The sequence below is a fragment of the Aeromonas sp. 600479 genome (genome assembly GCF_049175515.1).
In the GTDB taxonomy this organism is placed as follows: domain Bacteria; phylum Pseudomonadota; class Gammaproteobacteria; order Enterobacterales; family Aeromonadaceae; genus Aeromonas; species Aeromonas veronii_A.
The window spans coordinates 126,149-149,604 of sequence record NZ_JAAKVF010000004.1 but is presented as its reverse complement, the minus strand read 5'-3'; the positions used below and the strand labels follow the sequence as shown (position 1 = coordinate 149,604).

Here is a 23,456-nt window from a genome sequence, read left to right as displayed (position 1 = left end):
CACTGTTTCCCGTGCCATCAGATAAATAAAGAGAAGGGCCCTGTCGGGCCCTTTTTGCATAATGACAGATAGACAGGAAGCCAACGTGACCACGAAAACCGGAATATTGCTGGTCAATCTGGGTACCCCAGCCGCACCGACCACCGCTGCCGTCAAAGCGTTCCTCAGCCAGTTCCTGCACGATCCCCGTGTGGTGGACCTGCCCCGCTACCTCTGGTGCCCGCTGCTCCACTTCATCATCTTGCCGACGCGCTCGCCCAAAGTGGCCAAGCTCTATCAGCAGGTGTGGACCGAGCAGGGCTCGCCGCTGATGGTGATAAGCAAGCAGCAGCGCGCCGCGCTGGAGCAGGAGCTCAAGCGGGAGGGGGTCGAGGTGCCGGTGGAGCTGGCGATGACCTATGGTTCCCCGTCAGTGAATGATGGCTGGCAGGCGCTCAAGGCCAAAGGGGTCAACCGGGTGATCCTGTTGCCGCTCTATCCGCAATATTCGGTCAGTACCACTGCCTCGGTCTTCGATGCCTGGGGCAAGGCAATGAAGAGAGAACGCAATCTGCCGGTGGTGCGGCTTATTCGTGATTATCACGCCCATCCCGAATACATTCAGGCGCTGGCCATGAGCGTGCGCCGTCACTGGGAGCAGCACGGTCAGGGTGATCACCTGCTGATGTCGTTCCACGGTATTCCCGAGCGCTACGAGAACGAAGGGGACCCCTATGGTCACCAGTGTCGCCATACCGCCAGCTTGCTGGCCGAGGCGCTCGGGCTGGAGGCCGGGCAGTGGACGGCCAGCTTCCAGTCCCGCTTTGGCAAGGAGGAGTGGCTCAAGCCCTACACAGACGTGACCATTGCTGGCCTGCCGGCCGCCGGGGTCAAGCGACTCGATGTGATTTGCCCTGCCTTTGCCGCCGACTGCCTCGAAACCCTTGAGGAAATTCAGGTACAGAATCGGGAGATCTTCATGGAGGCCGGTGGCGAGCGGTTTGAATATATTCCGGCCCTCAACAGCGATCAGGCCCACATCAGGATGATGGTCTCGCTCATCTGCCGCGAATTGGCATGAGTGACCGGCAGTCAGTCAAACAAGGAGTCGAGTCATGGTACATATCACGCTGATCTACGCAGGCCTGCTTGGACTGCTGTTTCTGGGGCTCTCCTTCTGGGTTGTCAAACGCCGCGCCCAGTTCGGGGTGATGATAGGGCAGGGGGAAGCCCCCGAGCTGCTGGCGGCGATCCGGGCCCACGGCAATTTTGCCGAGTATGTGCCGCTGACCCTGCTGCTGATGGCGCTGTGCGAGCTATCCGGTGCCGGTGCGCTTTGGCTGCATGTGGGTGGCGCCATGCTACTGGTTGGCCGCATCCTGCATGCCATCGGCATCCAGATCCCCAAAGCCCCCAATGTGCCCCGTTTTCTGGGCACCTTGCTGTTCTGGATCGCCCTCGGCCTCTTCTCGGTGCTGGCTCTGTTGCAGGGCATGGCGGCCGCCTGAAAACAGGCGCTTTTTTATGCTACTGAACCACCCCGGACGGGGTGGTTTTTTATGGTGAAAAGGCAAACGTTTTTCCTTGCGGGCCTTGTCTATACTGACTCCATTATTTAAACAGGGCGACTTTTCGGGGCGGCGGATTGTGTTAAAATCCCGCCCCTCTTTCCCCCAGAGCACAGAACATTGCCATGAAATTTCCCGGTCAGCGCAAGTCCAAACACTACTTCCCTGTCGACAGACGCGATCCCCTGGTTCCGCAAAATCCCCTGTTAACCGAGCTGGGCAAAGCCTACGTGGTCGGGATTGATCAGACCCTGGTTGATATTGAAGCCCATGTGGATGAAGACTTTCTGACCCGTTATGGTCTGAGCAAGGGGCACTCCGTCGTCATCAATGACGACGTGGCAGAACGCATTTATGACGAGCTCAAGGCCAACAACATGGTGGTGAGCGAGTTTGCCGGTGGCACCATCGGCAACACGGTACATAACTACTCGGTACTGGCCGACTCCCACTCCATCCTGCTGGGTGTGATGAGTCAGGACATTCGCATCGGTTGCTACGCCTACCGTTATCTGTGCAACACCTCTTCCCGCGTCAATCTGGACTATCTGCAGCCGGTTGATGGCCCCATCGGCCGTTGCTTCACCTTCATCACCGAGTGCGGCGAGCGCAGCTTCGGCATCAACGCCGGCAAGATGAACCAGCTGGATGTGCAGCACATTCCGGAGGATGTGATCAAAGGGGCGTCTGCACTGGTGATCACCGCCTATCTGGTACGCGGTGACGATGGTGATCCGATGAAAGAGGCGGCCATGACTGCGGTGCGTTATGCCCGTGAGGCCGGTATTCCCGTGGTGCTGACCCTGGGCACCCGTTTCGTCATCGACGAAAACCCCCAGTGGTGGCGCGACTTCATTGCCGAGAACGTGACCGTGCTGGCGATGAACGAAGACGAAGGTGAAGCCCTGACCGGTATCGCTGATCCGCTCGGTGCGGCCGACAAGGCGCTCGACTGGGCCGACATGGTGCTCTGTACTGCTGGCCCCATCGGCCTCTACATGGCGAGCTACACCGACGAGGACTACAAGCGCGAGACCACTCATACCCTGCTGCCGGGCGTTATCCCCGAGTTCAACATGTATGAGTTCAGCCGCCCGATGGCCCGTGCCAAGTGCCGCAAACCGGCCCGTATCTACTCCCACATCTCCCCGTATATGGGTGGCCCGGAGAAGATCAAGAACACCAACGGGGCAGGGGATGGCGCCCTTTCCGCCGTGCTGCACGACATGGTGGCCAACTCCTATCACCGGATGAATGTGCCCAACTCCGCCAAGCACATCTCCGAGTTCCTGACTTACTCCTCACTGGCCCAGGTGTGCAAATACGCCAACCGCGTCAGCTACGAGGTGTTGGCCCAGAGCAGTCCCCGTCTCTCCCGCGGTTTGCCGGAGAAAGAGGACAGCCTGGAAGAGGTTTACTGGGAGCGTTGATCTCCTGAATCTGCAAGACGCCTCCATCGGGAGGCGTTTTTGCAGGCAAATATGAGTTATCTCGGCTTTTTTCCCGGAATAACCCCAATATGCTTGAGTCCATGTCACTTTTGCGACACCATTTGGCCATCGTATTGTCGCCCGACAATACCGCAGCACCCGAAAGAAAGAGAGAATCCCATGAGCATGCTTAACGACAACCTTGACGCCAATTTCCAACTGTTTATCGAACAAGTCCGCGAGTCGGGTCAGGTGTGGGGTCTGCGCTATGGGGAAGACTGGGTCGTCTGCCGCTCAGCCGAATTTGAAGATGCCGACGTGATGCCGCTCTGGTCTGCCGAAGAGGACGCTCGTCTGCACTGTGTTGACGAGTGGGCCGATTACGAGCCGGAAGTGATCGATCTGGAAGAGTTTCTCGATATCTGGATCAACGATCTGGATGAAGATGATGTACTGGTTGGCCCGAACTGGAACGCCGACCTGGAAGGCCAGGAGCTCGAACCCATCGAGTTGGCCAAGGCACTGGTTGAACTGGACGCCTGAAAGCGCCTCCATTGATGGCCTGAACGCACAGGCCATCGGGACAAAGGCCGGCATCCGTGAGGGTGCCGGTCTTTTTTATGGTCGAATGGCCCGATTGATGAGTTAAAAGCCGATTTGCCTTTGCACCTGTCAGGGGGATGGTCCATCATCAACCTTTTGCCAAGGGAGGAGCGCCATGTTTGTATTCGACGTAACGGGAGCTGCGGGTGAGAAGGCCAGCATTCGGGTGCAGGCGCTGGATTGGGCGCAAGCCGGACCAGTGACCTTCCAGTGCGATGACGATCAGCTGGCGGTCGTACTCCTGAGCGGTTGTCGTTGCGATGCGGTGGGCTTTTTCAACCTGTTGGCGGGGTGCAAACCGCTCTATATCGAACAGTGGCTCAGCTATCTGCAAGAGAGTGGCCGCATTGGTAAATGGACCCATCATACCGAGAGTCCCGCCGATGGGGACTATCTGGCCAGAGCCGGTCTGGAGCACGATGAGCTCAATAGCCTGCTTGGCCAGGTTTATCAGGTGGCGGGGTTCAACCGATTGCAGATCAACCGTTACCTCAAAAACCGCCACAATCCCACTACACTGGCGACCCGTTACGATCAGAAGGAGCTGGAGCGTTACCGCCAGCTCAATGACATCATTCTGACCCTGTTGAAGCTGAAGCATCCTCAGTAAAGAGCCCCAGCTGGCTGATATCCGGTCGCAGCGGTTGCGGCCGGGCGATCAGATAACCCTGCAAGCCATCCACGTACATCCCCTGCAGCAGCTGTTTCTGGCCAAGCTGTTCTACCCCTTCTGCAATCACCTGACATCCCATCCGATGTGATACATCAACGATCATCCGCACGAACTGCTGGTTGGTCTGATCCTGCTCCAGCCCGGTAATAAGGGCAGGATCGAGCTTGATGTAGTCGGGCTTGAGCTCGCGAAACAGGGTAAAGGAGCCGATCCCCTTGCCGAAATTGGCGATCGCCGAGCGGCTGCCGTTGCGCCTGAGCAGCTCGAACACCCGCTTGGCCCCGGTCAGGTTGCGTTCCAGATGCTCTTCATCCAGCTCGAACACCAGATTGGCGCTGGTATTGGGATCTTTAAGCAGTTGGCGGTCAAGCCAGATCAGGAAGGTGCTGTTTTGCAACAGGTTGGGGGAGAGGTTGACTCCCCAGCGACTCTGGTTGGCGCCAAAAGCCCGGTATTGACGCATGATATGGGTAATGACCAACTGCTCCAGCCGCATCACCATATCGAGCCGCTGGGCCATGGCAAACAGGGTGTCGGTGGGCAGGGCAGTACCATCGCTGCCGCTGAAACGGGTGTAGATCTCGTTGTAGGCCAGCATGCTGCGGTGCAGGGGCAGGATCGGCTGATAAGTGAAGCTGAGCCGCTCCTGTGCCAGCACGTCGGTCAGCACGTCGCGCCAGTGGTGTTGCCCCTGCAGATCGGAGGCGCTGTCATCCTGCTGGATGGCCCAGCCGTTGATGGTTTCGGTCTGGGCGCGAGCCAGCGCCAGATCCGCTCTGGCCAGCACGGCTTCGATCTTCTGGCCGCTGCTGAGCTTGGTCAGCCCCGAGTAACCGGTGCTCTCCAGCTCGTGCTGATCCTGATAGTGATCGAAGGCCACCTTCAAATCCTGCCCCAGCAGATGGGGAGGAATATTGGCCACCGGTTGCACCAGCACGGCGAAATCGGCCCCCGAAATGCGGTAGACCTGATTGCCCGGGAAGCGGCTTACCACCCGCTTGATGAGGGCCGCCATGTCCTTGATGTAGGCATCACCAGACTGGAAGCCGCGCTGGGCGTTGATCTTGCCAAGCTCGGTGGCACGGATCAGCACCAGGGTTGCGGTCTGGGTGTCCTGATCCCGCTGCAGCAACTCGGTCATGTCGCGGCGAAATGCGTGGCGGTTGAGAAGCTGGGTCAGCTCGTCGGTGGTGGCCAGGTTGCTGAGCTCGGTCAGCTGGCGATGGGCGCTCTGCTCGGCGCTTTCGAACTGCTCTAGCAGCTGTTGCAGCACCTCCTGGGAGGCGGGCTCATCGAGTTGTGAGGGATCCCGCCCTCTGATCGCCTTGACCCAGGTGAGCTCCTGATGCTGGAGCATGCCATCCATGGTGCGGATGGCCAGCATCAACAGCAGGATCATGCCAAGCAGTGTGGTGGCCAGAATAATGGCCAAAGTGAGCGGTGTGCTCTGCAGGGCTAACCAAACTGCTTGCAGGAGCAGCAGGGGTATGGTCACTATGGTGGCGATCAGAAAGAGGGTACGTCCGAGCTTGTGAACCATCTTGTCATCCTTGAAGTGGCTGCTTTGTGGGGGAATTTTAACCAAGCTGGCGGAGCAAAGCATGCTATTCCTCGCAACTCGGTGAAAAGGGTCAATTGAGATCGGTTAAATGTGAGTGAAACCACTTTCACAGGTGCCGAAACAGGCGAAGATGAGTTGAAAATAGATCAAACAAGGCAGAGGTAAATCATGTTGTTAGAGCCCGAAAATAGTGCCAAAGCACGACAATTATTGAACCAGAGTATGGCACTGGTGCTGGCGGGTGGACGTGGTAGTCGCCTGAAGCAGTTGACTGACAACCGCGCCAAGCCTGCCGTCCATTTCGGTGGCAAATTCCGGATCATTGATTTTGTGCTCTCCAACTGTATCAACTCGGGGATCCGCCGCGTTGGTGTAGTCACCCAATACAAATCTCACAGCCTGCTGCGTCACCTGCAATCGGGCTGGTCCTTCCTGCGTTACCAGATGAACGAATTCATCGACCTGCTCCCTGCCCAGCAACGGGTGGACGAGGTGCACTGGTATCGCGGCACCGCCGATGCTATCTATCAGAACGTCGATATCATCCGTGACTACGGCCCCAAATACCTGGTGGTGCTGGCGGGGGATCACATCTACAAGATGGATTACGCAGCCATGCTGCTCGACCATGTGCGCCTTGGCGCCAAGGTGACTGTGGCTTGTATCGAGGTGCCGCGGGCCGAGGCATCCGCCTTCGGGATCATGGATATCGACGAGCAGCGCAAGATCCGCGCCTTCGTCGAAAAACCGGCCAATCCGCCCGCCATGCCGGGTTGCGAAGATCGCTCGCTGGCCTCCATGGGGATCTATATCTTCGAGGCGGAGTACCTCTACCAACTGCTGGAGGAGGATATTCACAATCAGGACTCCAAACACGACTTCGGGATGGATGTGATCCCCCGCATCGTGGAGGAGGGGATGGCATTTGCTCACCCCTTCAACATGTCCTGTGTCGGGGCGCGCGAGGGGCAAAAGCCCTACTGGCGTGACGTGGGTACGCTGGACTCTTTCTGGGAAGCGAACATGGATCTCGCCTCCGTGCTGCCCGAGCTCGATATCTACGATCAGAACTGGCCCATCTGGACCAGCCAGACCCTGACGCCACCGGCCAAGTTTGTGCAGGACCGCAACGGTCAGCATGGCATGACCATCAACTCCATGTTCTCGGGCGGGACCATCGTCAGCGGGTCGTTCGTGCTCAACTCGGTGCTCTTTACCAATGTGCGGGTGCACTCCTTCTGCACCCTGGATCAGGCCATCATCTTCCCCGGGGTCGAGATTGGCGCCGGTTGTCGTCTGCGCCGGGTGGTGGTGGACAAGGGATGTGTGCTGCCCGATGGGCTGGTGGTGGGCGAGAATGCCGATGAGGATAGCCGCCGCTTCTACCGCTCCGAGCAGGGGATTGTGCTGGTGACCAAGGAGATGCTGGACAAGCTGGTTTGAGGAAGGCCCTTGAAACTGTGTCAGACGCTGTAATGCAAAGGGAGCCAATTTGGCTCCCTTTTTCATGCTGGTGAATGGCGAGGATTACTCGCTAACCACTGCTTTAGCAGCCATCACCATGGCGGTGCCGTGCTTGCCACCGGCAGCGGTCACTTGCGGTACGCCATCTTCATCGGTGTCGCTGCCGGCACCTTCGATGATGTTCTCGCCGGAGTCACCGATCCACTCGGCCATCTGCATGCCACCGTTGACGGTGCCACGGAACCAGCTGACGTACTGACCGGTCAGCTTGGCCAGCTCCAGCTCGGGCGCCTTCTCGGCCCCTTCGTTGCGCAGGTTCAGCATGGCAGAGCGCAGGGCGCCGGAGATGGCAGCCTGGGTCCAGGGGGTGTATTCACCCTGTTTACCCACCAGCCAGGTGCCCGCTTTGGCATTGAAGTAGGCCTTGTCGGCAGCGATGAACAGCTCGCGGGCGGCAGTGCGGTACTTGGCATCCGAGGTAGCGAGGAAGGCGGCAGTCAGACCACGGATGGCGGCGAACTGCGCATCGATGGAGTGGCCGGCATCGAGTTTGCCACCTAGCGTGATGCCATCATGCACCAGCCCATTTTTGCCCTTGAGGTTGGCAAGGATGAAATCGGCCTGTTTGCGGATAAGCTCGAGCGCCTCTTGACCCTGCTTGGTCTTGAGGTTCAGCTCGCCATTGTCACCGGCGGCGTAACCGACCGGCAGCGCGTCCTGAGCGCGCTGGAAGATCTGCAGGGCGACCAGTGCGTAAGCGGCGTCAAAGGTAGTGACATGCTTGCCCTGTTTGCCTGCCTGCCAGCTGTCGACCAGGGTGCCAGCCTTGGCATCAAAGTGCAGGGCCGCCAGGTTCTTGAAGGTGAGGTTTGAGAGATTGATCGCCAGCGAGAAGGCATCGCTGCCCGCGACCGCTTTGCCCAGGTCATTGGCCTTGTTGGCAGCCGGTGCTGCGGCAAACGGCGCGCCGTCAAACACGGCGTGGAAGGCCGGGTTCTGGTTGGTGTTGGCGCTGCGCTGATCGCTGAAGGCATAGAACTCGGAGAGCGGCCACAGCATCATCCAGGCATCGCGCAGCTGGGCGGAGCCATCTACCACCTCCAGCTTGCCGATGGCACCGGCATCGTTGTTGCTGGTTTCGGTCACTTTCACCTGATGGGGGAAGTAAATCACGCCCTTGGCCGGATCGTACTGCGGGGTGATCTTGGCGCCCAGTTGCTTGCCATCGAAGCCGAGCTGGTTCTGCATGATGGCCAGCTTGTCGATGGACTGCTCGGTCAGCATCATGCCATTGAAGCCATCGGCGGCAGAGACGCCCAGCTTGTGCTTACCATCCTGATCCATGGTGGCGGAGGCGGCTTCTACCTCTTCATCGGTCTCGGCCACGTGCATGCCGCCGAGGAAGTCTTGCGACCACATCACCTCTTTGAGCAGGATGCCGCCCACGGCTGCGGGTACCAGCAGGTTGTCACTGCCGCTCCAGCGCAGGGTGCTGTAGTCACGGAAGTAGGCGGGCACCTGGGTCTTGATGGTCTTCTCGGTCCCTTTGGCGGTCTTGATGGTGATCTGATCGCCATTGACCGGAGTGGCGTTGACGGCCTGGGCAAACTCTGGATTGGCTGAGGCGTAGGGCAGGGAGAGGGGATACATGCCTTGCGGCACTTCATCGGCCGGGAAGCCGACCGCATCGGCCATGGCCAGCACCCGTTGCCCCAGAGAGGCCATGGTGCCACCACGGGCCAGGTTTTGCGGCCCGTTCACCAGATGTGGGCCCATGCCGGATTGGTAGTTGAGGGCGTACATCGCCTCTTCGGAGTATTCGTAGGATTCGATGCCGGCAGCGAAGTCGAACGGGGTCGGCTCATCGGCACGGTTGGCATCCAGCACATCCAGATCCAGCCCCAGCGCTTCGGCCAGCGGCTCACCGGAGAGCTCGAATTCGGTATAGGCCAGCATGTTGGCGGCGGTATTGAATGTCTTGTCTTCGACTTTGACGGCAGCGTTTGCGGCGCCGCTGATCAATGCGCAGGCGATCGCCTGAACCAGTACGGTTTTTCTCATGTCCCTTCTCACCATTGGTTTTATTATTGACGCTTCTCATAACGAATCTAAATGAGAATGGTCTGCATTATGCTGTGTTGACGGGGACTTGAGAAGTAAAAAACCGTCCCATTCGGCTGCACGTTAAACCGGATGTGCGCTGTCGAAGAGGACGGTTATCTGTTTATTGCGATGAAAGTGCCAGTGTGGCGGCGATCAGAGCAGCTTGAACGGGATGACCAGACGGCCCGGCTCCACCTTGAGGGCTTCGACCTTCTCCTTGATCCTCGCTTCGTTCTTGTGGCTGCTGTCGAGGCGATAGACCGGGGTCTGCGACAGGAACAGGGAAAGGGACTGATTGAAGGTGGGCAGCAGCGGGGTGAGGGCAGCCCCGATATCGGCCGGCTCGGTCTTGACCGAGACCAGCTCAAGGTCGCGCAGATAGATGGCGCCTTGATCGGCCACATAGTCCGGGCGGGCGCTCAGGGCAAAGCGGATCTTCATCTGCTGGCTGCCAAGGGGGCTGCTCACCTGCAGGTCGCCAGCGGCGTCCAGCTCGATGCGATCTGCTTGTTTGCGGCCGATACGGCTCTGCATCTCATCCAGACGGATCTTGCTCGACATGATACCGGGGATCCCCAGCTGTTTTTCAAAAGAGACCTGATCTTTGAGGTACTGGTTGATTTCGGCCTCGCTGACGTTGTACTGGGTCAAGGAGCAGGCTCCCAGCAGCAGGGCGAGGGGGAGTAACAACAACTGTTTCAACATGATGGATTCCGCTTGGGCAACTATGATGGCGCTATCTTACGCGATAACGGGCGTGGAATGAGAGCCTCATACCGTGGGAAATCACGGAGTTGCTGCATTCCCGATTGTTTTTTGGCAACCGCCGGGTTCATCATCGACGAGTGAGTGGAATAGGGCTGAGCTGTTTGCTGCGGGCATGGGTCTACGCCTTAAGCAGAGAGAAGAGAACAGAGAACGAGGAGAGCGTAATGGTTCGGATGGGCAAGGTTGGCCGCAGGGCGCTGCTGTGGCTTGGCTGCATGATGGGGCTCTGGAGCCCATCGCTGTGGGCCGAGGTGAAAGTGATCCCGGTCTTCGAGGCGCAGGCGGCGGTGCAGACCCTCAAGGAGATCTATCCCCAGCTTGGGGTAAGCGCCATGGGTAACCAGCTGGTGCTGAGCGGAACGCCAGCCCAGCTGCAGGAGGCCGAAGCCACGTTGGCGCAGATCAACCAGCCGCCGCAAAGCCTGCTTATCGAGTGGCGGGTGGATGGGGCTGCCAGCGGTCAGCAACTGGGGGGCTCAATCAGTCGCGACGAGGCCAAGCGGCAGTGGCTGCTCGATGGCAATGCCCAGCAGTATCAGCGCAGCCAGAACGACAGTTGGCAGGTGCGCGGGCTGTCGGGTCGTCCCGTGCTGCTGCAGATGGGCTCCTATCAGCCGGTGACCTTCTATCAGTGGAACGGGGGCGCCGTGGTGGGGATGATGCCGCTGGTGAATGGCCTCTATGCTACGGCCACCTTGATTGGCGATCGGGTGCAGATTGCGCTCAGCAGCGAACAGGCGAGGCTGGATCAGGGCACCATCAATCGTGGGCAGAGTGCCACCGAGGTCAGTGGAGCCCCTGGCCAGTGGCTGACGGTGGGGGAGCTCTCGACCAGCTCGGCAGATCAAGGGAGCCGCCTCGGTACCCAGCTACAGGGAGCGCGAGGCAGCCAGAGCGAGCGCCAGACCCTGCAGATCCGGGTCACCCGCCAATAAGTAATTCACCCTGTTTTGTCATGCCCGACTTTCTGGGAAACAGCCTGCTCGTAAGCATGTAGTCAACTGAGCTGGCCGGGTAGGAATCAGAGTCATCATCGAGTCGGGTTGAGACTGAGCGAAAACAGGGAATCTGGATTGCGAGCAGCCAAGGATGATGGGAAAGCGAGATACGTTTGAGGCAAACAACAGCAGATACGAAAAAGCCCAGCCAAAAGGCTGGGCTTTAGAATTTGGCTCCCTCGACAGGACTTGAACCTGTGACATACGGATTAACAGTCCGCCGTTCTACCGACTGAACTACGAGGGAAAAGTGGCTCCTCCTACTGGACTTGAACCAGTGACATACGGATTAACAGTCCGCCGTTCTACCGACTGAACTAAGGAGGAATTGCCTGTCTCGTCAAGACGGGGCGAATATTAATGACCAGGGCGACGGGTGTCAACCCGCGAATTTACCGAAAACCGGATTTTCGGACTGTTTGCCCAAAAGTTGCGCTTTGCGGTTTATTTTCAGCACAATCAGTCCCTTGCCATCACCGCCCCCAACCGGCCCAGGGGTTATTGGCTCGGTTCGCATCAACCTGATGATGCCAGCATGATGTCGCGAACGTGCTGGTAACCAGGCGAGGCTCAAATGGTAATCTTTGTGGCTAAAAGGGGGAGAGCTGGAGTCAAGATCGGCGATTTGGCGGTAAATGGGCCAAATCATGGGGCAGAGTGCTTTTCATTGATCCTGCCCATCGAAAAAATGGCCCGTCTGGAGTAAGGTTACGCAGGATACCATCGCCGCGTCGACAGCTCTGCCGGCCCTTGATGATGATCGGGCGCCGGATCTCTCCGGCCTTTATCTCCCTCTTCTGGTATTACGATATACATGCACAAGCAAGCCTCTTTAAATAGCGTGAAGCTCGCCATAGCCTTACGCCAGTCCTGTATTGATGAACCCTATAGCATGGCCCGCTTCGGCCGTGATCTTATCGCCGGTGTGACGGTGGGCATCATCGCCATCCCGCTCGCCATGGCGCTGGCCATCGCCAGCGGTGTACCGCCGCAACACGGTCTCTATACCGCCATCATCGCCGGTATCGTGATCGCCGTGACCGGTGGCTCCCGTTACTCCATCTCCGGCCCGACCGCTGCCTTTGTGGTGATCCTCTATCCGGTCGCCCAGCAGTTCGGGGTCGGTGGTCTGTTGATGGCGACGCTCATCTCCGGCCTCTTTCTGGTGGCGATGGGGATGGCCCGTCTTGGCCGCCTTATCGAGTACATTCCCCCGTCAGTGACGCTGGGCTTTACCGGTGGTATCGCCATCGTGATCGCCACCTTGCAGATCAAGGACTTCTTCGGCCTGAGCGTGCCCGAGATGCCGGAAACCTATCTGGGCAAGGTCGAGGCGCTGGCCGCCGCCCTGCCAAGCTGGCAGTGGGGCGATACCCTGGTGGGGGTCGCAACGCTGGCCGTGCTGCTGCTCTGGCCGCGCTTGCGTCTTCCTGTGCCCGGCCACTTGCCCGCGGTGCTGGTCGGGGTAGGTCTGGGTTTTGGCCTCCATTACTTCGGGGTGGATGTGGCCACCATCGGCAGCAAGTTCAGCTATACCCTGGCCGATGGCACTCAAGGGATGGGGATCCCGCCCATCGCACCAACTCTGGTGATGCCTTGGGCCTTGCCCGGGCCGGATGGCTTGCCGGTCGAATGGAACCTGGCGGCTATTGAGCGGCTGCTGCCTGCCGCCTTCTCCATGGCGATGCTGGGGGCGATCGAGTCGCTGCTCTGCGCCGTGGTGCTCGATGGGATGACCGGTCGCAAACACAGCTCCAACGCCGAGCTGGTGGGGCAGGGGCTTGGCAATATCTTCGCCCCCTTCTTTGGCGGCATTACCGCTACCGCCGCCATCGCCCGCTCTGCCGCCAACGTGCGTGCCGGCGCTACGTCCCCCATCTCGGGGATCGTGCATGCGCTGGTGGTGCTGGCCGCCATTCTGGTGCTGGCCCCCTGGCTCTCCTGGTTGCCGCTCTCGGCCATGGCTGCCTTGCTGCTCATCGTGGCCTGGAATATGAGTGAAGCGCACAAGGTGGTGGAGTTGATCCGTCGTGCCCCCAAATCCGATGTGCTGGTGCTGCTGGTCTGCCTGTCACTCACCGTCATTTTCGACATGGTTATCGCCATCACCTTCGGGGTGATTCTGGCCTCCCTGCTCTTTATGCGCGAAATCGCCAAGATGACCAAACTGCACGATTTGGCCGAGCACAAGCGCTATGCCCATGAGGTGCCGGACAATGGCTTGCTCTACAAGATCAACGGCCCGCTCTTCTTCGCCGCGGCCGAACGGGTCTTTGCCGAGCTGGAAGCGCAAGTGAAAGGGCACAAGGTGCTGGTGTTGCAGATGGAGGCGGTTTCCATCCTCGATGCGGGCGGTCTGTCTGCCTTCCTCCACTTTGGCAAGCAGATGGCCAAAGCCGGTGTCGAGTTGCGGGTGGCCGAGTTGCAGTTCCAACCGCTCAAGACCCTGGCTCGCGCCAAGGTGCGACCGCAACCCGGCACGCTGGAATTCTACGGTTCACTGGAAGAGGCGCTCAAAGGTGAACATTTGCACGAAGCGGCAGTAAATTGATTGAAAGGGATACGAAACGGCATATTTTTGGTCATTTTGTTCGGATGTTGAGCAAATGAACGCAAAAAGTAAAAAATTGCATTGACCAAAAGCCATCGTATCCCTTACATTACGCCCCGTCGCCGCGGCATGGTCCGCCAGCGAATGTGCAGCTCAAGCACACAAAGCAGTGAGCAAAAATTTGGTGAGGTGTCCGAGTGGCTGAAGGAGCACGCCTGGAAAGTGTGTATACGGCAACGTATCGAGGGTTCGAATCCCTCCCTCACCGCCACATTGCAAAGCCCTGATGGAAACATCAGGGCTTTTCTTTATATGCGATTTTTGATACGTCCTCTGCTCATCATCTCTCATGCAATCTATTACTTGAGTAATCAGATTCTTGTTGCGATGTACCCGTTTGCGATTGGTATTGATGCCAACGTGCGTTGTGATAGTGATAATCTCTTTTTTGTGCAAAATATTGCGCAGCACCTGGTTTTATCCACTTCATTTGCAATCATTAGCCACCAATAATTTTGATTTGCGCAACTTTTTGCGTGAGTGAACCTTGGTGTTTGATTGTTTTGGCTGTAACCTATTGATAATAAATGAATAAAAATAATGGCATGGTCGCTGCTAAAGGTTGGTCGAGTGCTATCTCGTTTAACCAACTTATTTAGGAGCATACATATGCCAACTCCATGTTATATCAGCATCGAAGGTAAAACCCAGGGCAATATCACCGCCGGTGCCTTCACTTCCGATTCCGTCGGCAACATCTTCGTACAAGGCCACGAAGACGAGATGCTGGTACAAGAGTTCCAGCACGTTGTGACCGTCCCGACCGACCCGCAATCCGGTCAACCTGCCGGTCAGCGTGTCCATAAGCCGTTCAAGTTCACCGTTGCGCTGAACAAAGCTGTGCCGCTGATGTACAACGCGCTGGCTTCCGGCGAGATGCTGCCAAAAGTGACCCTGAAGTGGTACCGCACCTCCGTTGAGGGCAAGCAGGAGCACTTCTTCTCTACCGTGCTGACCGATGCCACCATCGTTGACATCGACTGCCAGATGCCCCACTGCCAGGACCCGGCGAAGTCTGACTTCACCCAGCTTATCCAGGTCTCTATGGCTTACCGCAAGATTGATTGGGAACACACCGTTGCCGGTACCTCTGGTGCTGATGATTGGCGTGCACCTATCGAGGCGTAATAACTCGTTTTCCTTTCTTTGTTTTAGTTTTCTGGAAGTGCTGTCCACGTGGTCCGTATCCGTAGCACGTTGATGTATCCCCAGCCTGATTAATCCCGCAGGCTGGGGCTTTTATGTTTTGCCATCCCCCTGTTCTGACGTTCGGTGCTGAGTGATGGCAAAGCACACAAGAGGTTTGAATTATGTGTCCCTCCATTGCACTGCTCGGTGACATCGGCACCGACCACGATGGCTTTCCGCCGACCCCGGTGATAGCCGCCAGCCCTGATGTGTTCCTCGATGGAAAACAGGTAGCCTGTCAGGCCGACCCGCTGGCACCCCACGACAAGCCCAACAATCCACCCCACCCGAGCAGCATTGCCGGAGGAGTTGGCTCGGTGTTGGTGAACGGCAAACCCATCGCTGTCACCGGCACGGCAGTGGATTGTGGTGGTGTGGTGATGGGTTCGGGCAGCGGACAGGCAGGATAAGGAACAAGGTCATGGCACAGAGCACAGGATTACAATTTACCGTCAAGGTTGGCGCACTGGCTGACAGCACCTTTGCGGTCGCAAGCTTCAAGCTGGATGAGGGCTTGAACCGTCCCTTTAACCTCCACCTTGAGGTCGCCAGCCAGCAACCGGACATCGACTTTGGCGCCGTGCTGGACCAGCCATGCGAGCTGATGGTGTGGTACAACGGCGAGTTGCAACGCCGGGTCTGCGGGGTTGTGAGCGAGTTTGCCCAAGGGGACAGCGGCTTTCGCCGTACCCGCTATCAGCTGCAAGTCAAACCTGCTCTGTGGCGATTGGGATTGCGCCAGAACTCCCGCATCTTCCAGGCACAGAAACCTGACGAAATCCTCTCCATTTTGCTGCAAGAACACGGCATCACCGACTACGCCTTTGCCCTGAAAAACGAGCACGCCCAGCGCGAATACTGCGTGCAGTATCGGGAGACCGACCTCGATTTCGTGAATCGCCTTGCTGCCGAAGAGGGGCTGTTCTACTTCCACGAGTTTGAAGCAGGCAAGCACCGCATTGTGTTTGCCGATGACGCGGCAGCACTGACTGCCGGCCCCGAGCTTTTCTTCAACCTCGGCAACCGTTCGCTGGAACAAGGCCCCTATGTGCGCCAGTTCCACTACCGCGAATCGGTGCGCCCCTCGGATGTGGAGCTGAAAGACTACAGCTTCAAGACCCCGGCCTATGGCCTCTCCCATAAAAAGCAGGGCGCTGAGCTTGAGCATCAGCGCGATACCTACCAGCACTTCGACTACCCGGGCCGCTACAAGCAGGACCCGAGCGGCAAGGCGTTTGTCCAGCATCGGCTCGATGCCCTGCGCAATGACGCGGTGGCGGGCAGTGGCAAGTCCAACAGCGCCGCATTGCTACCTGGTCAACACTTCTCACTCACCGAACATCCGAACGGCAGCCTCAACACCGACTGGCAAATCGTTCATATCCGTCACACCGGTGAGCAACCACAAGCTCTGGAAGAAGAGGGCGGCAGTGGCCCGACCGTCTACCACAACGAATTTGGCGTAGTGAAAGCGAGCACCACCTGGCGCGCCCGTATCGGCAGCCCCGAGGCACCCCATAAGCCGATGGTGGATGGCCCGCAAATCGCCATGGTGGTGGGCCCGGAAGGGGAAGAGATTTACTGCGACGAACATGGCCGGGTCAAGCTGCAATTCCCGTGGGACAGATATGGCAGCTCCAACGACCAGAGCTCCTGCTGGGTGCGAGTGAGTCAGGGCTGGGCCGGCGGTCAGTACGGCATGATGGCCATCCCGCGTATCGGCCACGAGGTGATTGTCTCGTTTCTGGAAGGAGACCCCGACCAGCCTATCGTGACCGGTCGCACCTACCACGCCACCAACCGGCCGCCGTATGAGCTACCTGCCAACAAGACTCGCACCGTGCTGCGCACCGAAACCCACAAGGGCGAGGGCTTTAACGAGCTGCGCTTTGAAGACCAGGCGGGGCAGGAAGAGATTTACATCCACGGTCAGAAAGACCTGAATGTGCTGATAGAGAACGATGCGGCGTGGCATATCAAGCACGACGAGCATCGGGATATCGACAACGAGCGGGTCACCCGTATCAAGGCCAACGACCACCTGACGGTGGAGGGTGAGAAGCGCGACCACATCAAGGCGGACTATTCGCTGACGGTCGATGCTTCCCTGCACCAGAAGCTGGCCCAGTCGCTGCTGGTTGAGGCTGGGCAAGAGATCCACATCAAGGCCGGTAACAAGATTGTGCTGGAAGCAGGCTCCGAGCTGACCCTCAAAGTCGGCGGCAGCTTTGTGAAGGTTGACCCCAGTGGCGTCACCCTGGTCGGTCCCACTATCAAGATGAATTCTGGCGGCAGTCCCGGCTCGGGCTCCGGTTGGGCTGGTCAAATGCCCGGCTTGCCGGGGGCGGTCAAGGTACCACCCGCGCCTCCAGCGACTATCCCTGCGAGCGCGATTCAAAAGAGCATGGAATCCATGGCCCCGTTGGTGAAGCCCTGCCCCTTTGCCCAGGGAGGTAAGGCATGACCTTTCAAGAGTGGCGTAGCCAACACCCCGGCCAACTGTTTGCCATCGTTGATGCCGCGCTCGATACCACCGCCGTGGCGGACTACTGCAACCAAGGTGGTGCCAATGCCATCCCCTTGTTTGCCGGTACGGCCTTCGCGGACCAAGCCGAACAAGGCCCCTGGTTACTGCCCAATCCTGCTCCCGAGTTTATCGCAGCTCACCCGCAACTGGGCGGCGTATATGTCGCGAGCGATGCCGCTATTGATGTCGTCCTGCAGCACTGGCAAAGCCTGATAGAGGTGGCCTTTGAAGGTGAGGTGATGTGGCTGCGCTATGCCGATAATCGGGTCTTTCCCAAGATGCTGGCTACCATGAGCCAGCAGGAACTCGATGATGTACTGGGGCCCTGCTCAAGCCTGTGGGCCAACGACACTGCCTGGCTAAGCACGCCTGATGCTGAATTCACTCCCCGCGAAGCCCCCTGGTTTCGGATTCAGCCTCACCATCTGACACCGCTGTATGACGAAAGCCGTCACGCCTACATCCTCTCTCGCCACTTCTGGCAGCGCATGGAGGATATGATGACGCGTCATCCCAATCCGGAAGCCGCCATTACCACCGTCCTCAAGCAGGCCAACCAAGCTGGGCTGGCAGGTGACGTCCTTGATGGCGTGGTGGCAGGTGCACTCACGCTACAGGCAAGCATGGCGCTGGATGCCATCAGAGCGCCGTTGATGCTGACCGATGACGAAATGGCTCAGGTGAATAACTGGCTGAACAAACACCCTGACTTGATAGGAGCTGTGTAATGGCTATCAGTGCCCACTGCATACCCTGTGAAAAGTACAACTGCTGGATTGAGATAGACGTTCGCGACGAACAGAACCGCTCGTTCAAGGGGCAAAAGGCCACCTTGACCGATGCCACTGGCACCAGCAAAACCGTGACTCTGAAAGATGGCCCAACCCTGGTTGAAGGCTTTGCGGTGGGGCCGGTGACGGTCAAGTTCGAGACCCAGCCTTGGCTCAAAGCCGCTCAATCTCGTGAAGCCCTGAAAGAGGGCGAAACCAGCCAGGTTCCCGCCTACACCGAGAAATTTTGGGGGCACTGTGACGTGAAGCGCGAGCATGTCAAAGTGACCACCGGCGACCTCTGCCTCAGCGACCCAGAACAGCCGCTACCGGAAGCGCACAAAGCCGGGGCCCAACCACCGCGCTTTATCACCAAGCACTCCTACGTGATTGAGGTGAAAGGCTATCAGCTCACCACCCTGCGTATCGGCGTGTTCTTTGATGGCACCGCCAACAACACCTTCAAGCACAGGGAAGGGAAAAGTGCATTGGAGACAGCATTGGCTCAATGCAGCCCAGAAGAGCAGCAGGTATTGCTGGAGCAGTGTTTTGAAGGGGCGTTACCTGATGGCCTCAATAACAGCGAGAAAAACGACATCACCAATATTGGCAAGGCCAGTGACCTATATCTACGTAATGACAAAGCTCCTGAGTTAAGTGTCGCGGTGTACATCGAAGGCATCGGCACGACCAAAGGTGAGGATGACGCCACCGCAGGCTTAGGGGCAGATAAGGGCCAGACCTCCAGCGCCTCCCGAGTCGAAGAGGCTTGTCGTACCCAGATTGTTGCAGAAATAAAAGAACAACTGGAGAACATACTGCCCACCATTGAGTGCATTCATAAGGTCGAGTTCGATGTGTTTGGCTTTAGCCGGGGCGCCTCTGCCGCTCGCCAGTTTGTAAACCGTATCGATAAGAAAGGGGACCACCCACTGGTGGAGGCCATGGCTGCTGACCCCGATATTCCCTTGAAGGCGGGCTTTGACTGGGCCAGTCGCGATGATGTGCGAATCCAGTTTGTCGGGTTGTTTGATACCGTGGTCAGTTCCTATCTGTGGGGTAAACGTAATGTGACGCTGGCCCCTGACTGTGCCGAGCGGGTGGTGCATATCGTTGCTGCCGATGAGTGGCGCTATCACTTTGACTTGACCCGTATCACCGACGATGCAGCAGGCACCACACTCGCGGAGAATTTTACCGAAGTGATTATTCCCGGCGCCCACTCCGATATCGGTGGCGGCTATTACAGCCGCTGGAGTTTGCGTGATCCCAACTACGCATCACCGCTGATCACTGAAAACTGCGTGATCGCGACCTTCAATACCGATGCGATGCCACATGTTCATCCCATCGATGCCCAAGCATATCGCGATGCCAGTACTTACGCCAAAATGCGGGCTGGACAAGGCTGGGCCAAAGGCGTTGTGTCTCTGGCTAGCCATAGTGATGCCACTCAGCTTGGTTATCTGAATGTGCGTCCCAGGGCTCTTGGGCCGATCACGGGCAGTCAATCAGGGGGCCATAGAAATATCTGCGTCGATGTGGTTCTGCACCGGGTGGTGGAGGGGGAATATTCACGCATACCGCTGCACATGATGGTAGAAGCGGCGCGTGATGCTGGAGTGCCTTTGAACAAGTGGGTATCACAAGGTGATAATGCTTACCGTTTGGATAGCGCACTTTCGTATCCCACAGTGAACTTGGCCAAACTCGATGAGCTATGGGTTGATGTGGCCAAACGGCGCGGAGAGGTGATCAACCTGGCTCGCAGCTTACCTGACGATGTGTACCAAAAGTTGCGGCTAAGTTATTTGCACTACAGCGCTGACACTGGACTGGTCAACAAACCCAACAGAGTTGGTGACAAAGAAATCCGTAAGCTGACGGGCAATGATAAGGGAGGTTATTAATGCGCTGGATACTCTTACTGCTGCTGTTGCCATTAGTCGCAGCCTGCCAAGCAGCCCCCTCCGGTCCAAAACAACTGAACTGGCGCCATATGGTGGGCACCAATGCTGATGAATTATGGGTGACTGAGGTGCTCTTTTATCGTCAAGGCAAGTTGGTTGATGCCTCAACCAATGGGGCTCTACGCTCAGTTAGCACTAACTCGTTAAAAGAGAAAGAATACCGCTGGAGCATAGGCAAGGGTCGCAGAGATATTCACCCCGCCCCCGATCGGGTAGAAGTGGAGTGGATTTCATTCCACGATAAAAAGCGCTATCGCATTAGCCTGGCCTTGCCAGCAGAGTTGGAAAGCATGATTGCGCAACCTTATCGAATCAAGGTGAGGGATGAGTGGCGTGAAGTACGCCGAGATAACATTGGCTTAGGTATGGCCACCGGCGGTTATGTGGAAGCATTTTTAACCAACGCTAAAGTGAAGCCTGATATCTTGCTGGCTCGGGGGATTGCTAAGGAAATTCAAACCTCGCAAGACAAGGAAAATCCTGTCACCAAAGTATACAAAGAGTGGTTTGACGATTTTGACAAAGCATACGGTAATGCCTACAAGCAATATCCAGTTCCTAGCGGAATGGCTTGGGCTCCCATCATGGATGCCTACCGCGCAACTCAACCCAAGACAGATACTGACCCAGTAAGGTAATACCATGGAGGTTGAAAGTGCCGGCTAAGGGTACCAAACCAACATCACCAGATGTCCTCCCGCGGCAGCTCACGCCAGAGGAGATTGAAGCGCTTCGCCAAGACATGCGCCGCCGATATATTGACAATATGAAGGCGCTCGAGAGCATGAGTCTCTTCCATCTAGAGCAGGAAGTACCAACACAGAGATGAAATATATCGTCGCATTGTTGGGGTTCTGTCTGTCATTGATGGCCTGTGCGGCACCCCAATCTCTGCCTAAATTTGCTTGGGATTATGGTACAGGCAGCAATATAGATCTTACTAAGAACACCAAGACAGAGTTCTATCTTGGAGGGAAGCAAGTTTATGCCGACCGTTTGGCTGGTGGCGGAGCTGGAGGTCTACTTGCCGATCGAATCAAGGCGCAACGTTACTATTGGGCGGGCGGTAGTGGTCTGCCTACCGACGGTGTTCCCATCCCCGATAAAGCGGTGATTGAGATGGTTTCCTTCCATGATCGCAAGCGCTACCGCATAAAGGTGGACTTGCCTGCCAATCTGGAGCAGCAGATGTGCCAAGTCTACTCTGTTGAGGGGCGTTATGACCGCCGTAGCTGGCTCTATTTTGGCCTAGCGCCAGGCGGCTATTTTGAGGTGTTGCTCAAGGGAGATAGACTAAATGTTAAGCCAGATATTCTGCTTGCTCGCGGTATTGCCGAAGTTGTGACTGATGATTGGTATGACAAGAAAGTACCGGTAGCACGCCAATATGGAATGGATGATTTTGACAAGAAATATGGTGAGCTATTCAAGCAATACCCAGTTCCCAATGGCATGGACTGGGCCCCGATCATGGACGCTTACCGCGCCGCCCAACCCAAGACAGATACTGACCCGGTCCAATGATGACCTCCATGCGCTGGATACTCTTACTGCTGCTACCGTTCGTCACCGCCTGCCAGGCCGCCCCCACAGGCCCCAAACAACTGGACTGGCACCATATGGTGGGTTCGAACGCTGATGAATTATGGGTGACGGAGGTACTCTTTTATCGTCAAGGCGAGTTGGTGGATGCCTCGACCAATGGTTCTGCCGGTTTTGTCGGTCCTAAAGCTCTTAAGGCCAAAGATTATCGCTGGCGCATTGGCAAAGGCCGCCGTGATATTCACCCCGCCCCTGATCGGGTTGAGGTGGAATGGGTGTCGTACCACGACAAGAAACGCTATCGCATCAGCCTTGACTTACCCGCCGCGCAGTTGGAAAGGATGATAGCGCAGCGTTACCGGGTCAAAGTAGGCAAGGAGTGGCGCGAAGAGCGCCGAGATAATATTGGGTTGGGCATGGCAACCGGGGGCTATGTCGAGGCGTTTTTGAGAGACCCTCGTGTCACCCCCGATATCTTGCTAGCCCGAGGGATTGCAAAAGAGGTGACGGATGATCCCTATGATCAACGTTTTCCCCTTTCCAGCCAATATGAGAATCGTTGGGCAGACTTTGATGCAAAGTACAACCAAGCCTATCAACAGTACCCAGTTCCCAGTGGTATGGCTTGGGCCCCGATCATGGACGCCTACCGCGCCGCACAGCCCAAAACAGATACTGACCCGGTCCAATGATGACCTCCATGCGCTGGATACTCTTACTGGTGTTGTTGCCGCTAGTCACTGCTTGTCAGGCCGTGTCTACCCCACCCAAAAATTTGGAGTGGTGGCATATGGTTGGTTCCAACTCAGATGAACTATGGGTGACCGAGGTACTCTTTTATCGCCAGGGTAAATTGGTTGATGCTTCGACGAATGGTTCTGCCGGATTTTTTGGGGCTGAAGGGTTAAAAGAAAAAGACTATCGCTGGAGTATTTCAAAAGGGAGCCACACCACACGACCAATTCCAGATCGGGTGGAACTGGAGTGGATTTCATTTCACGACAAAAAACGCTATCGCATTAACCTGGCATTGCCAGCAGAGCTGGAAAGCATGATTGCACAACCTTATCGCATCAAGGTGAGAGATGAGTGGCGTGAAGAACGTCGAGATAACATTGGCTTAGGTATGGCCACCGGCGGTTATGTGGAAGCATTTTTAACCAACGCCAAAGTGAAGCCTGATATCTTGCTGGCCAGGGGGATTGCTAACGAAATTCAAACCTCGCAAGACAGGGAAAATCCTGTCACCAAAGTATACAAAGAGTGGTTCGACGATTTTGACAAAGCATACGGTAATGCTTACAAGCAATATCCTATTCCCAGTGGTATGGCTTGGGCTCCCATCATGGATGCCTATCGTGCCGCGCAACCCAAGACGGATACTGACCCTGTGCAATGATGACTTGTACGCGCTGGATTCTCTTGTTACTACTGTTGCCGATAGTCGCAGCCGGCCAAGCCACTCACTCCGGGCGCCTACCTAAAATAGTGTCCGGATTTAGTCGACCACTACACAGCACATAAGTCGGCGGATTTCGTTGAACTGCTGGCGGCTGTAGCCGATGAGCTTGCAGACTTTGCTGACATTATTGAGCTCTTTGGCGAGCTCTAGCAGACGGCGTTTACGACGTACTACATTCTCGTTGGTGGTCATACGTTGGCTCCGGATAATACGATAGGCGTACCGTTTTATTATCCGGT

General features: G+C 57.0%; 20 protein-coding genes, 3 tRNA genes and 1 pseudogene. 18 read left to right on the top strand and 6 right to left on the bottom strand.

Annotation, left to right across the window (positions count from 1 at the left end):
* Nucleotides 1–85 precede the first annotated feature (85 nt).
* The 5 genes from hemH (at nucleotide 86) to G5149_RS06755 (ending at nucleotide 4,190) form a co-directional block, all read left to right on the top strand.
* Entirely contained in the window at nucleotides 86–1,060 is a 975-nt protein-coding gene (gene hemH / locus G5149_RS06775) for a ferrochelatase (protein WP_076494673.1), read from the top strand.
* A gap of 34 nt (nucleotides 1,061–1,094) precedes the next feature.
* Entirely contained in the window at nucleotides 1,095–1,487 is a 393-nt protein-coding gene (locus G5149_RS06770) for an MAPEG family protein (protein ID WP_216978959.1), read from the top strand.
* 185 nt (nucleotides 1,488–1,672) lie between these two features.
* A complete protein-coding gene (locus tag G5149_RS06765; protein WP_005337079.1) occupies nucleotides 1,673–2,977 on the top strand; it encodes an inosine/guanosine kinase in 1,305 nt (434 codons plus the stop codon).
* 180 nt (nucleotides 2,978–3,157) lie between these two features.
* Nucleotides 3,158–3,520: a DUF2750 domain-containing protein gene (locus G5149_RS06760; RefSeq protein WP_005337077.1), complete on the top strand. Its 363-nt coding sequence runs from the start codon at nucleotides 3,158–3,160 to the stop codon at nucleotides 3,518–3,520.
* 175 nt (nucleotides 3,521–3,695) lie between these two features.
* Nucleotides 3,696–4,190 (top strand): hypothetical protein, encoded by a 495-nt coding sequence (locus G5149_RS06755; RefSeq protein WP_265776243.1) that lies wholly within the window; start codon nucleotides 3,696–3,698, stop codon nucleotides 4,188–4,190.
* Here the strand turns inward: G5149_RS06755 and G5149_RS06750 are convergent.
* Nucleotides 4,153–5,793, bottom strand: coding sequence for an EAL domain-containing protein (locus tag G5149_RS06750; RefSeq protein WP_421212133.1), 1,641 nt, complete (start codon nucleotides 5,791–5,793; stop codon nucleotides 4,153–4,155). The two genes, G5149_RS06755 and G5149_RS06750, sit on opposite strands and share 38 nt — an antisense overlap.
* Nucleotides 5,794–5,982: 189 nt before the next feature.
* Here G5149_RS06750 and glgC point away from each other — a divergent pair, with 189 nt between their 5' ends.
* Nucleotides 5,983–7,257 (top strand): glucose-1-phosphate adenylyltransferase, encoded by a 1,275-nt coding sequence (gene glgC / locus G5149_RS06745; protein ID WP_005337070.1) that lies wholly within the window; start codon nucleotides 5,983–5,985, stop codon nucleotides 7,255–7,257.
* Nucleotides 7,258–7,341: 84 nt separating this feature from the next.
* Here the strand turns inward: glgC and G5149_RS06740 are convergent, their stop codons facing one another.
* Both G5149_RS06740 and G5149_RS06735 read right to left on the bottom strand, forming a co-directional pair.
* A complete protein-coding gene (locus G5149_RS06740; RefSeq protein WP_421212132.1) occupies nucleotides 7,342–9,339 on the bottom strand; it encodes a hypothetical protein in 1,998 nt (665 codons plus the stop codon).
* Between the two features lie 195 nt (nucleotides 9,340–9,534).
* On the bottom strand, nucleotides 9,535–10,086 hold the full coding sequence (locus G5149_RS06735; RefSeq protein ID WP_421212131.1) for a lipoprotein: 552 nt from the start codon (nucleotides 10,084–10,086) through the stop codon (nucleotides 9,535–9,537).
* 278 nt (nucleotides 10,087–10,364) lie between these two features.
* Between G5149_RS06735 and G5149_RS06730 the strand changes: the two genes are divergently transcribed.
* Nucleotides 10,365–11,084 carry a hypothetical protein gene (locus tag G5149_RS06730; protein WP_394374037.1) on the top strand — a complete coding sequence of 240 codons (720 nt, stop codon included), beginning with the start codon at nucleotides 10,365–10,367 and terminating at the stop codon, nucleotides 11,082–11,084.
* A gap of 234 nt (nucleotides 11,085–11,318) precedes the next feature.
* Here the strand turns inward: G5149_RS06730 and G5149_RS06725 are convergent.
* Both G5149_RS06725 and G5149_RS06720 read right to left on the bottom strand, forming a co-directional pair.
* Nucleotides 11,319–11,394 (bottom strand) — tRNA-Asn (locus G5149_RS06725).
* Between the two features lie 4 nt (nucleotides 11,395–11,398).
* A tRNA-Asn gene (locus G5149_RS06720) sits at nucleotides 11,399–11,474 on the bottom strand.
* A 487-nt stretch (nucleotides 11,475–11,961) separates the two neighbouring features.
* Between G5149_RS06720 and dauA the strand changes: the two genes are divergently transcribed.
* The 11 genes from dauA to G5149_RS06665 all read left to right on the top strand — a co-directional run bounded on the left by dauA (nucleotide 11,962) and on the right by G5149_RS06665 (nucleotide 23,154).
* Nucleotides 11,962–13,698, top strand: a complete 1,737-nt coding sequence (gene dauA, locus G5149_RS06715) for a C4-dicarboxylic acid transporter DauA (RefSeq protein ID WP_421212130.1) — start codon at nucleotides 11,962–11,964, stop codon at nucleotides 13,696–13,698.
* A gap of 183 nt (nucleotides 13,699–13,881) precedes the next feature.
* Nucleotides 13,882–13,969, top strand: a tRNA-Ser gene (locus tag G5149_RS06710).
* A 398-nt stretch (nucleotides 13,970–14,367) separates the two neighbouring features.
* Nucleotides 14,368–14,886, top strand: coding sequence for a type VI secretion system effector Hcp1 (hcp1, locus tag G5149_RS06705; protein ID WP_010634242.1), 519 nt, complete (start codon nucleotides 14,368–14,370; stop codon nucleotides 14,884–14,886).
* A 182-nt stretch (nucleotides 14,887–15,068) separates the two neighbouring features.
* Nucleotides 15,069–15,356: a type VI secretion system PAAR protein gene (locus G5149_RS06700; protein WP_421212129.1), complete on the top strand. Its 288-nt coding sequence runs from the start codon at nucleotides 15,069–15,071 to the stop codon at nucleotides 15,354–15,356.
* A gap of 11 nt (nucleotides 15,357–15,367) precedes the next feature.
* Nucleotides 15,368–17,410, top strand: coding sequence for a type VI secretion system tip protein VgrG (locus G5149_RS06695; protein WP_421212128.1), 2,043 nt, complete (start codon nucleotides 15,368–15,370; stop codon nucleotides 17,408–17,410).
* The gene (locus G5149_RS06690; protein WP_421212127.1) at nucleotides 17,407–18,201 is read left to right on the top strand and encodes a DUF4123 domain-containing protein; all 795 of its coding nucleotides are present in this window, start codon (nucleotides 17,407–17,409) and stop codon (nucleotides 18,199–18,201) included. Before G5149_RS06695 ends, G5149_RS06690 begins: the two co-directional genes overlap by 4 nt.
* The gene (locus G5149_RS06685; RefSeq protein WP_421212126.1) at nucleotides 18,201–20,153 is read left to right on the top strand and encodes a phospholipase effector Tle1 domain-containing protein; all 1,953 of its coding nucleotides are present in this window, start codon (nucleotides 18,201–18,203) and stop codon (nucleotides 20,151–20,153) included. The genes G5149_RS06690 and G5149_RS06685 overlap by 1 nt, the downstream gene beginning before the upstream one ends.
* Nucleotides 20,153–20,851: a DUF2931 family protein gene (locus tag G5149_RS06680; RefSeq protein ID WP_216978952.1), complete on the top strand. Its 699-nt coding sequence runs from the start codon at nucleotides 20,153–20,155 to the stop codon at nucleotides 20,849–20,851. The genes G5149_RS06685 and G5149_RS06680 overlap by 1 nt, the downstream gene beginning before the upstream one ends.
* A gap of 187 nt (nucleotides 20,852–21,038) precedes the next feature.
* Complete coding sequence (locus G5149_RS06675) at nucleotides 21,039–21,737, top strand: DUF2931 family protein (RefSeq protein ID WP_421212125.1); 699 nt, start codon at nucleotides 21,039–21,041, stop codon at nucleotides 21,735–21,737.
* Between the two features lie 8 nt (nucleotides 21,738–21,745).
* Nucleotides 21,746–22,447 carry a DUF2931 family protein gene (locus G5149_RS06670; protein WP_421212124.1) on the top strand — a complete coding sequence of 234 codons (702 nt, stop codon included), beginning with the start codon at nucleotides 21,746–21,748 and terminating at the stop codon, nucleotides 22,445–22,447.
* An 8-nt stretch (nucleotides 22,448–22,455) separates the two neighbouring features.
* Nucleotides 22,456–23,154, top strand: coding sequence for a DUF2931 family protein (locus tag G5149_RS06665; RefSeq protein WP_337072922.1), 699 nt, complete (start codon nucleotides 22,456–22,458; stop codon nucleotides 23,152–23,154).
* Nucleotides 23,155–23,280: 126 nt separating this feature from the next.
* On the opposite strand, the pseudogene G5149_RS06660 reads toward G5149_RS06665, so the two are convergent.
* Nucleotides 23,281–23,409, bottom strand: a pseudogene (locus tag G5149_RS06660) (IS481 family transposase); the annotation flags it as partial.
* Nucleotides 23,410–23,456 lie beyond the last annotated feature (47 nt).